Origin of the sequence: Rhizobium lentis, assembly GCF_014200175.1 — a bacterium.
GTDB lineage: Bacteria > Pseudomonadota > Alphaproteobacteria > Rhizobiales > Rhizobiaceae > Rhizobium > Rhizobium mulingense.
In genome coordinates this window covers 22,570-32,926 of sequence record NZ_JACHBD010000028.1, presented here as the reverse complement: position 1 = coordinate 32,926, position 10,357 = coordinate 22,570, and the positions used below count along the sequence as shown (strand labels likewise).

Annotated in this window: 9 protein-coding genes and 2 pseudogenes; 5 read left to right on the top strand and 6 right to left on the bottom strand. The window is 57.7% G+C overall.

Annotation, left to right across the window (positions count from 1 at the left end; genetic code table 11):
- Positions 1–851: 851 nt before the first annotated feature.
- Both GGI60_RS31080 and GGI60_RS31075 read left to right on the top strand, forming a co-directional pair.
- Positions 852–1,118, top strand: a complete 267-nt coding sequence (locus GGI60_RS31080; RefSeq protein ID WP_183920309.1) for a type II toxin-antitoxin system ParD family antitoxin — start codon at positions 852–854, stop codon at positions 1,116–1,118.
- Positions 1,115–1,411, top strand: a complete 297-nt coding sequence (locus GGI60_RS31075; RefSeq protein ID WP_183920311.1) for a type II toxin-antitoxin system RelE/ParE family toxin — start codon at positions 1,115–1,117, stop codon at positions 1,409–1,411. The genes GGI60_RS31080 and GGI60_RS31075 overlap by 4 nt, the downstream gene beginning before the upstream one ends.
- A gap of 203 nt (positions 1,412–1,614) precedes the next feature.
- On the opposite strand, the gene GGI60_RS31070 is transcribed toward GGI60_RS31075, so the two are convergent.
- Positions 1,615–2,190 carry a dihydrofolate reductase family protein gene (locus tag GGI60_RS31070; RefSeq protein WP_183920313.1) on the bottom strand — a complete coding sequence of 192 codons (576 nt, stop codon included), beginning with the start codon at positions 2,188–2,190 and terminating at the stop codon, positions 1,615–1,617.
- Positions 2,191–2,648: 458 nt separating this feature from the next.
- On the opposite strand from GGI60_RS31070, the gene GGI60_RS31065 reads away from it, so the two are divergent.
- Complete coding sequence (locus GGI60_RS31065) at positions 2,649–3,242, top strand: DUF6088 family protein (protein WP_040112688.1); 594 nt, start codon at positions 2,649–2,651, stop codon at positions 3,240–3,242.
- Complete coding sequence (locus tag GGI60_RS31060; protein ID WP_183920315.1) at positions 3,235–4,257, top strand: nucleotidyl transferase AbiEii/AbiGii toxin family protein; 1,023 nt, start codon at positions 3,235–3,237, stop codon at positions 4,255–4,257. Before GGI60_RS31065 ends, GGI60_RS31060 begins: the two co-directional genes overlap by 8 nt.
- A gap of 616 nt (positions 4,258–4,873) precedes the next feature.
- Here GGI60_RS31060 and GGI60_RS31055 read toward each other — a convergent pair.
- Positions 4,874–5,976, bottom strand: a protein-coding gene (locus tag GGI60_RS31055) for an IS3 family transposase (protein WP_183920317.1) whose coding sequence is annotated in 2 segments (ribosomal slippage) — positions 4,874–5,715 and positions 5,715–5,976 — 1,104 coding nt in all. Because the reading frame shifts where the segments join, the coding sequence is not laid out codon by codon here.
- A 73-nt stretch (positions 5,977–6,049) separates the two neighbouring features.
- Positions 6,050–6,649: pseudogene (locus GGI60_RS31050) on the bottom strand (integrase core domain-containing protein); the annotation flags it as partial.
- Positions 6,650–6,866: 217 nt separating this feature from the next.
- Here GGI60_RS31050 and GGI60_RS31045 point away from each other — a divergent pair.
- Positions 6,867–7,871 (top strand): sensor histidine kinase, encoded by a 1,005-nt coding sequence (locus tag GGI60_RS31045; protein WP_183920319.1) that lies wholly within the window; start codon positions 6,867–6,869, stop codon positions 7,869–7,871.
- Positions 7,872–8,371: 500 nt separating this feature from the next.
- Here the strand turns inward: GGI60_RS31045 and GGI60_RS31040 are convergent, their stop codons facing one another.
- The 3 genes and pseudogenes from GGI60_RS31040 to GGI60_RS31035 all read right to left on the bottom strand — a co-directional run bounded on the left by GGI60_RS31040 (position 8,372) and on the right by GGI60_RS31035 (position 10,338).
- Entirely contained in the window at positions 8,372–9,235 is an 864-nt protein-coding gene (locus tag GGI60_RS31040; protein ID WP_183920321.1) for an alpha/beta fold hydrolase, read from the bottom strand.
- Positions 9,236–9,810: 575 nt separating this feature from the next.
- A pseudogene (locus GGI60_RS32390) lies at positions 9,811–10,006 on the bottom strand (type II toxin-antitoxin system RelE/ParE family toxin); the annotation flags it as partial.
- Between the two features lie 71 nt (positions 10,007–10,077).
- On the bottom strand, positions 10,078–10,338 hold the full coding sequence (locus GGI60_RS31035) for a DUF4242 domain-containing protein (protein WP_183920323.1): 261 nt from the start codon (positions 10,336–10,338) through the stop codon (positions 10,078–10,080).
- Between the last annotated feature and the right edge of the window lie 19 nt (positions 10,339–10,357).

Sequence of the window (10,357 nt, the reverse complement as noted above, 5' to 3'; positions counted from 1 at the left end):
TGTCGGGGGCCCACGACCAGCACGACTCGCGTGTCTGACATGGCGTCGGCCACGCGTTGCTCGACAAGCCTTGGATAAAGCGCCACAGCCACATTCCCTTGATGACTATTTGAAATTACGGCGATGACTAATTGAAAGTCAAGATGTGACCATTTGAAATCTACATGGCGGCTGATTGAAACGATAGACCAGAATTAGGTGGCATGCCCGATGGCGGCATGAGGTAGCCGAGAGGCTGCGCAGGCGTTGCTGAACCTCTCGCTGATTGATCACTGGAACTGATCTAGCTGATCCTCAACGGAGGAGATATCTGATCAAGAGCGAAGCGAAAGCGAATTTGTTTATACTTGATCGCAAAGCAGCTTTTTACAAATGAAAGGAATGCAAACGCCTTAAATGGCTTCGAACCGTAAACCATCAGCGCTTATGCACCTGCTGACGCTTGTAATCTTCGCCTGGCGCCCCGGCTGGTTCCCATCGATCCATTATGCGATCTTTTTAGCCCCGAACGTGAATACCATGGCAACAAAGACGGCGAGATGCATGGAATGTCACCAAAGGTCGGTGCCGTTACTTGCAGCCTTGGCAGGCATTGTCATACCGCGGTTAGCGTCGTCGAGCAGTCCTTGGAGTCCTGGCTAGAGAGAATGCCATTCCTCACCAGGCGCATGAGAAGATGGACCTGGATTGTCGTCTGCGCGTGAATGGCTGCCTCAAGGGTCTTCAGCCAGATTGCTAACGTAGCAATGGCCGGCGGAAAAAGAGAGAGAGAGAGAGAGAGAGAACGATCACGCTTGATAATAGTTGATAAACGGCATATCTTATCTCCATCAGAACCGATGGAGACCAGAATGATTAGTGCCGATCTGGGAAAGCAGCTCGAAACCTATATCCAGCAACTTGTCGATACAGGTCGCTATGGCTCGAAAAGCGAAGTCCTCCGCGAAGGTGTTCGACTTGTTCAGGACCGGGAGACCCGGCTTGCGGCACTGGATGCTTCCATCATGCGCGGCATTGCCGATGCCGAGGCGGGCCGGACTAAGCCGGCGAACGATGTCTTCGACCGGCTCGAGGCAAAGTACAGAGTGATGGCTGATCATGCCGAAAAATCGGCATGATCCTTGAATTTTCCGAAGAGGCGGAGAACGATCTTGAGCAGATCGCCGATTACATCGGCTGGGACAATCCACGCCGCGCCCTTTCATTCGTCCGGGAGCTCCGCAGCAAGTGCGAAGACCTCGTCGACAGCCCCAACGGTTTCCCCCTCGTTCCCCGCTACGAGCACCATGGTGTCCATCGACGCGTTCATGGCAACTATCTGATCTTCTACCGCGTTGAGAAAGCGAAGGTGATCATCATCCATGTCCTGCATAGCGCAACGAACTATGGCGCAATCCTGTTCGGCGAATAATTTAAAGGGTTGATCTGGGGCGACCCCGCGCACTAAAGCCGAGCTAAGCGGCTACCCTCTGCGTCTCAGTGTCATGGCGCAGATCAGCCATTCCACAGTCATAGTTGAAAGGATTCGAACTGCTGACCCGGCGATTTCACCCGTGTGGCATATAGCAAATTTGTGGGATTGGACCCTAGTCAGACAGGGCTGATTGCGTTCGCTTACTTCACAACACGATAGGCGATATGCCGAGCGAGTGGCGTATCGAGCATCCTTGTGGGCTCAAGCTTGATCTGATTGGGCAGCGTGTCGATCAGGCGAGTCCCAGCACCGAAGAGCACTGGCACGATGTGCAACTCGATCTCGTCGACAAGCCCGCCGGCCAGTGCTTGGCGAAAGACGTCGGCTCCGCCCATGAGGCTCACATCCTTGCCTCCGGCCGCCGACTTCGCCTGCTTCACCGCGTCGGGAATTGTCCCAGCCGCCTGATAGATTCCAGTGCTGTGCGAGGCGAGTAAAGGGCGGTGGGTGACGACGAAAAGCGGCAGCTTTAGCGACCCCGTTGGCCCGTTTTCGTCCCAATATGGAATCGAGTCGTCATAGCATTTGCGCCCGCAGATCACGGCGCCAACATTGCTGGTGAGGCGTTGCGCATATGCATCGCCCTCTGCACCGCCGTTGAAGAACCATTCGTGAAGAAATTCGCCGTTCTCGCCGAGTGGTTCCTCTCTGGTCTGGTTTCCTGCGGTAATGAAGCCGTCGAGCGACATGCTGATATTGAAAGCGACCTTGGCCATTTGCGTTCTCCGTGACCGATCGATTGAGGTTACGCCTTCATGACGAATGAGTGTCGGTCAAACCTACATCTGGGGGAACGAATAACTCGTCGCGGCCTTTCGAAGCGCCCGAACTCGTCTGTGCTGCACGGCATCTATCCGCAGCAGCTTCCTGCAGCCAAGCAACGTGAATGAAGCCGCGCATAAGGACTGCTTTCCGCCCCTCCCCACTTCGGCGTGTGTTCCGGTCGATCCATTATGCGATCTTCCTGGCCTAAAACGCGAACTCTATGGCAACAAGCCGGTCGCTGGCCTCGAGAGCTCTGGCCTGCCAGCGACGTTCGACGCCCTGCATAGCTTCCTCGATCTTCCCAGAAAGAATACGAACGCGGCGAAAAATACCAGTATGACACGCGTCGTCTTCCCCTCTCATTGCAAACTGTCAGAAAACTGCATATATTTCTGACAGGAGACATGCCATGCAAAAGCTGACGTCACAAATCATGGGCCATGCTGAACGACTGCCGGAAGGGTCCGCGCTATCGGCAAAGAGCTTTTTGCATCTCGGAAATCGTGCCGCGCTTGACCAGGCTCTGTCGCGCCTGGCCGAGCGCGGCGAGCTCGTCCGGGCCGGCCGCGGCATCTATATGCGGCCTGTCAAAAGCCGTTTTGGCAGCCGGCCGCCGACAGTTGAACAGGCGGTGGAGGCCGTGGCGCAGCAACGCGGCGAGGTCATCGTCTCAAACGGCGCCGCCGCTGCGAATTCCCTGGGCCTGACCACCCAGGTCCCGGTCCGCTCCGTCTACCTTACATCCGGCCGCAGCCGGACGATGAACCTTGGACAGCAGTCGGTCGAGCTCAGGCATGTGCCTCGCTGGCAACTGGCCTTGGCCGATCGGCCCGCCGGCGTGGCGGTCCGTGCGCTCGCCTGGCTTGGGCCCGAGAAGGCCGATGAAGCACTGTCTCGGATCAAGCGAAAGCTGCCGCCAGATGCGTTCGGCGAGCTGGTGGCGGCCGCACCGCAGTTCCCGACCTGGCTTGCAAGAAGCGTGGGAAAGGCTGCGCATGGCTGATCAGTTCCTGACCTTGTCAAAGGACGACCGGCGCGAAGCCTTGGCCGTGGCGGCCGACCGCACCGGACGGCCCATTCACCTGCTCGAAAAGGATGTCTGGGTCGTCTGGACGCTGCAGATGCTCTTTTCGTCCAAGCTCGGCGAGCACCTCGTCTTCAAGGGCGGCACTTCGCTTTCGAAAGCCTACGGCGTCATCAAAAGGTTCTCCGAGGACGTCGACCTGACCTATGATATCCGCGCTCTGGCGCCGGACTTGGTCAGCGACAATGATGAGGCGCTGCCGAAAACCCGCAGTGAGGAGAAGCGCTGGACCAGCGAAGTGCGAAAGCGGCTTCCGGTCTGGGTCTCGGACTCGGTGGAGCCGGTGATCGCCGGCGCGCTGCGCGATCAATCTCTTCCGGCGGCAATTCGCCTCGAGGATTATACGCTCTATCTGGACTATGACGCGGTGAGCAGCGGATCCGGCTATGTCGCCCCGAGCGTCATGCTCGAATTCGGCGCACGGTCAACCGGTGAGCCAGCCAGTATCCGCGATGTCGGCTGCGACGCTTCGGGTCACGTCGATGGTGTCGAATTTCCGAAAGCGAGTCCGCGCGTCATGCACGCCGAGCGGACGTTCTGGGAGAAGGCGACGGCCATCCATGTCTTCTGCCTGCAGGAGCGCCTCCGCGGTGATCGGTTTGCCCGCCACTGGCATGATGTCGTCCGGTTGGACGATGCCGGCTTTGCAGAAGCGGCATTAAAGGATCGGCAGCTTGCCAATGCGGTGGCCAAACACAAATCCATGTTCTTTGCGGAAAAGGCGGCCGACCGCTCGCCCATCGACTACACTGCAGCCGTCAACGGCAATCTGGTTCTGACACCGTCCGGCGAAGGGCTCCGGGCGCTCGGCGAGGATTACGCGCGGATGGTCGACGACGGTTTGCTGCTCGGCGACTCCGAGCCGTTTGAACACCTGATCCAGCGATGCGCGCAAATTCAGGCGCGCGCCAACAAAGCCGACACGCCGAAATAGCCGCGTACAATTTGAAAGGAACAGGACCGTCGACCCCCGCAATTTTCAGTGTCAGTGGCGTAACGGGTATTTATGGAACTTTTAGTTCGGCGCCCAATGCGTCGACGACCGACCGATTGCATTTTTCCACCGCGCCGCTCGAAAAAGCCTCGGCGAGACGGAGCAGTTCTGATCTGGGAAAGTAGGAGTCGCACAGGACTTAATCGAACATTAGGCTCGGCCCTTTTGCATGGGCCACCCGTGCGATTGCCGTCGACCTAACAACAAACGATCGACTAGGTTCCGGTTCGATTTCGCACTATGACTAGGGTGCGCATCACACCGTTGTCTGAAGCGCCTGATTCCCAAAAGTTCCGCGGAATTGGATCGCGTCGTGGGTCAATGAGCTAATAGCCGCCCGCGTGTCTCCCCCGGTGATAGGCGATCACCGCTTCACGCTCATCGAATTCCACGGGTTCGCCGATTGGCTGCTCGCGCATATCCGTGCTCCACACTTCAGTTTTCAGGGTGGCGGTGACCTGCCACTGAACTTTCATCCAGCGGCGACTAGAGCCCCGGCGGTTTTGATCCGCCCCCAAACGTTGGACCAGCGCAGGCTAGAGTTTTCCGGCTTCATTCAGGGAGGCGGGCTGGTTGCGCGTCCCGAATTTATCAGTGAGATCGGCACCTTATTGCCGATTGCACCATGAGGCCGTTCTTCGTTGTAGTATCGACGCCAATCCTCCATCTTTTCGCGGGCATCCGCAAGTGTCAGGAACCAATGCTGGTTCAGACATTCGGCCCGGAAGCGCCCGTTGAATGCTTCAATGAACGCATTATCGGTCGGCTTGCCTGGACGTGAGAAGTCCAAGGTCACGCCTTTGGCATAGGCCCAAAGGTCGAGATCACGGGACACAAATTCCGTCCCCTGATCGACACGGATCGTCTTCGGATAGCCGACGTTCCGACACACCCGTTCCAAGGTTTGGACGACATCTTCCCCTCGATAGCTGTGACGCGGATCAAGCACGGGAACATACCGTGAGAAGGTGTCGACCACCGTCAGAACCCGTAGTTTCTTTCCGGTTGCGAGCTGATCGTGCACGAAATCCATCGCCCATACGTCGTTCGGGCTGATGGCCGTCTGACGATCTTCCCGAAGCTTCGCCTTGACCCTGCGCTTCGGAGTCTTGTTCCGCAGCTGCAAGCCCAAGTCTCTGTAAATGCGATAGGTTCGCTTGATATTCGTGCCCCAACCCTCGCGTTCCAAGAGCACATGCACGCGACGATAGCCGTACCGCACACGCGTCTCGCAGATCTCACGAATACGGCGTTCCAGACCGGCCTGATCGGTACGGCGAGAGGTGTAGTGGTAGGTGGAGCGATCGAAGTTCAACGCTCCACAGGCACGCCGGATCGATACCATCCAATCCCGGCACATGCCCTTCACCACCTCCCGCTTCCGAGCAGGCCTTAGAGCTTTCGCCGAATGACGTCCTGCAACATCTCGCGGTCCAGCGTCAGATCTGCGACGATCCGTTTCAACCGGGCGTTCTCGTCTTCAAGCTGCTTCAGCTTCTTCATCTCCGGCGGCAACATGCCGGCATACTTCTTCTTCCAATTGAAGTAGGTCGCCTGGCTGATACCCGCTTTGCGGCAGATCTCAGCAACCGACACACCTTCATCACCCTGCTTCAGAATGAACGCCTTCTGCGCGTCCGAAAACTGCGATGCCTTCATCGTCTTCCGTTCCTTTCCCAGCCAGGAAAATGCACCGGAAAACTCTAGCTAAAATTGGTCCAGTTTGAAGGGTTCAGATCATTTTGAATACGCCAACAGGCGCGGTGTGAGCAACCGGCGGAAACGCGAAGCTTTCATCTTGCGCAGCGTTGGAGCCGGTTGCGGCGATGGTCCCGGCAAAGTCTGCCGGGGTTTGGTATCCGAGCGATGAGTGCGGCCGAAAAGTATTGTAATCGTCCGCCCATTCGGCAATGGCGCTGCGGGCGTGATCGAGGCCGAAGAACAGGCTTTCATTGAGCAACTCGTCGCGCATGCGACCGTTGAAACTCTCGACATAGCCGTTCTGCATCGGCTTTCCCGGCGCGATGTAGTGCCATTCGACCTTGTGATCCTTCGACCAGGCGAGGATGGCATTCGACGTTAGTTCGGTGCCGTTGTCGGAGACAATCATTCCTGGCTTGCCGCGTCGTTCGATCAGCGTCGTCAGTTCTCGCGCGACACGTCGACCAGAGATAGATGTGTCCGGGATCGCTGCCAGGCATTCGCGCGTCACGTCATCGACAATGTTGAGGACGCGGAATCGTCTGCCGCAGGCGAACTGGTCGTGGACGAAATCCAGCGACCAGCGGGCATTGGCCTTCGCTTCGACCAGGATCGGCGCACGCGTGCCGATGCGATCGAGAAAAGGCCCCGCCGAGGCGGGGCTGAGCGGAGAAGTTGATCGTTCAAGGTCGCGAGCCAAGACATTGCGGCTTCGCGAAGCTTGTCTCGCTAAAGTCACCCAGGGCATCTTCGCCACCACTGAAGCCCTGATCACCGCATCAAAAAGTCTTGATCCCGCAGTAGCGTGGTGATCTTTCCAGGCAAGGGACGGAGTCCAGGAAGTTTTTATGACAGGGCACGATACCAAAGACCATCTTGACTGGGGACCAGAGCAGCTTCTCCACGCGCTTGATGCTGCTGGAGTGGCCATGTGGTCCTGGAATGTCGACACGGACGCGTTCATCATGGACACCCAGGGTTACCGCTTGTGGGACGTGTCGCGGGAGGGACCACTCTCCTTCGAAGACTTGTCTGCGAAAATCCATCCAGCAGACCGTGACCGGGTGAGGGCCGCATTCTCCGCAACGCGTGCTATCGTTGGCCCGTACGAAATCGACTTCCGAATTTTGGTCGGCGAGGATGTCAGGTGGATTTCCGCGCGGGGACAAGGCAACGACGCGGGTATCAGAGACCGGAACATGACTGGCATTTTTCTTGACGTCACCGGCCGAAAACAGGCCGAAGAGAGCCATGAGCTGCTGGCAGGGGAAATGGGCCATCGCGTCAAGAACCTGCTGGCCGTCGCGTCTGGGCTGACCCAGATCACGTCTCGGTCGTCGAGTTCAATCGAGGATATGGCCAAGCAATTGACGCAGCGACTGACGGCTCTCGGGCGAGCTCACGATCTCGTTCGTCCGTTGCCCGGTGACCAAGGCGAAGCCGCCTTGCTCGGTGACCTGTTCACGGTACTGCTCACGCCGTACGAAGACGAAGGAGCGTTCGCAGGCCGTATTAGGATCGCGGTCCCCCGCATGGGCGTCGGAGAGGCGGCGGCGACAGGCCTCGCGCTCGTTATCCACGAGCTGGCGACGAACTCCTTGAAGTACGGAGCTCTTTCGGTCCCGGAAGGGACACTTGACGTGTCGGGCACCATCATCGGCGACGACATAGAAGTGGTCTGGACGGAGCAGGGAGGCCCCGAGGTCTCGCCCCCAGAGGGAACTGGCGGGTACGGGAGCAAGCTGCTGTCACGTACGATGACGGGAAATCTTGGCGGAACGATCAGCCATAACTGGTCCAAAGGCGGTGTCCTCGTCAAGCTGAAGATCGACGGTAAGAAGCTCGCGGTTTAGCGAATGGTCGGCTTTGCGGCTAGCTGAACGACTATTCGTCGCCCCGTTTGAGCTCTTAGAGATCGGGGCTCCTTGAGCTGGAGCCATGCAAAAGTGAGCTTGTAATCGAGCGGAAGACGCTCGTTGGCAGGCATTGTCATACCGCGCTCGCGTCGTCGAGCAGTCCTTGGAGTCCTGGCTAGAGAGAATGCCATTCCTCACCAGGCGCATGAGAAGATGGACCTGGATTGTCGTCTGCGCGTGAATGGCTGCCTCAAGGTAGCCAATCATTTTCCGTGTGTTCGTCAGCCATCTGATCCTCTGTTTCCGTGCTGACCGCAAGCGGCCCCGATATCTCCCGTGAAGAAACGGGTTGCCGCCCCGCAAATGCGCGGAAATACGCGTGGCTCGCATCCTGTTTTCTGCCTGTATTATCAGGCGGCTGAAAGCCGTCATCGATCGGTCGTGCGCCTTCGCATATCTCCTTCCGCGCCTTAGCGCTACCTGGCGCCGCCAACGGCTCAACCATCGCCGAAAAAAAGCTGTAGCGAATTCGCCAGATCGGCGGGATTCTCTTCAGCGACATGGTGGCCACTATCGATGCCGTGACCAGTGACATTCGTCGCCCACAACCGCCAAATTTCTCGCGGGTCGCCAAAGAAATATTCGAGATCGTCACGTGTCGACCAAAGACAGAGCAGAGGACACGAGATCCGCCTTCCGTCAGCCCGGTCCTGCAGTTCGTCTTTCCTATCGACAGTCAAACCCGCCCGGTAGTCCTCGATCATCCCATGAACGACTGCCGGGCTGTGGATCGCGGTCATCAGGTCCGCATAGGCTTCCTCGCCCATGAGGTCCGGCCGTATGGTCTTATACCATGCCTTGGGATCGACATTGATCGCCCGTTCCGGCTTTTCCGACTGTGCGAAGAAGAACCAGTGGAACCAGTCGCGCGCGAATTGCCAATCGATCCGCTCGAGATGCTCAATGATCGGAATGCTGTCGATGACGGCGACCTTGGTGACGATCTCGGGATAATCCATGGCAAGACGGTAAGCCACGTAGCTCCCTCGGTCATGTCCCGCCACGCCAAATTTCCGATACCCGAGTGCGCGCATCAGTTCTACACAGTCAAGCGCCTTGGCTCGTTTTGAAGAATGGCGGCTGTCTTCGCTATCGATGGGTTGGAAGGACTGTCCAAATCCCCTGAGATCCGGACAGATGACCGTGAAGCGTGGGGTCATGAGATCCGCGACATGGCCCCAGGTCATATGTGTTCGCGGATGGCCATGAAGCAGCAGCAAGGGCGGGCCGTAGCCGCCATGGCGGACACGCAAAGTGCCCTCTCCCACGTCGACATAATCGAGTGCCATTCCGCTGAACACGACCAGCCTCCCTAATATTCAGTCGGTAGCTCCTACGTTTACCGCTTCGAATTGTTCCGTCTTCTCGAATCCTCGCGCGCGCACATGCAACTAGCAAGTTACGTGCGACATATTTGCCCCCGGGACATTCCGATCGCCCTGCTGTGCTAGCAAATCCTTCCCGCGCTGCATGCCTAAGTTGCGCCGATGCACTGCTCGCCGTCACGTACTATTGTGCAACGCTGCCGAGGCTGATCTGCCGGAGCCTCGACCCGGATCCGCGCCTGAGTTATTTCCAACGCCCGTCGATCTCGGTGCGGTTCCAGTGGAGGAGGCTTGGCTGTTCGCTACCGCCACCATCCCCCCACGGGTAATTGCGTTCGCTGATAGGTGAACTGGCAAAGAAAATGGCTGCCGGAAGAATCTTAGAACCTATGGTCCGATGGCATTGGTCGCGGCCCGAGCCGGCGAACGGTCAATAGCATTGCTTGACGCGATCTGAAGCTACGAGCCTGTCGTGGCGATCGCACAAAGACTTACCGCCTTGAACCAGTTCGAACCACCGACCCGTTGACTCTCGGCATCGAGAACAAAGCCTAGGTCGTTGGCAAAGTGTCTGGCCATTCCTGCGCACCATGGAGGATGCGAAGAATACGGACCGCTCTTTCGATGATTGCATACGCCCCAACGTACGACGTGCCGTTAATTACCAGTTCGCGGGTGCCAGCAATTCTACCAACACGACCGCTCGCGGGAAAATCTAAACCGACGAACGGCAGCAACGATCCGTTCGCCACCAGAATATCGGCTGAGGGAAGGTCAGGAACTCCCCACGCCGGACGTCGAGATTGACCCTGATTGCGCTACGCAAACATATTGGGTCCGATCTCCTCGCTGACCTCGATGATCACATCTGCGGGAACATGGTTCCTCCGGGCTGCCGCAAGAATGGCTTCAGCATTGGGCGCCTCGTAAAGGCAGTAAGTCTTCTTCCTGTCCGCGCTGAGGAAGGAAAAAATCCACTTCACACCTTCCTGGTCGTTGATCAGATTGACTTGCTCCACCCCCTCTTTCGACAAATTGAGTTGCTCTGCGAAGTTTCTTTCAATGATGTAGCGTGGCATGACAAGACCTTCTTCCCAC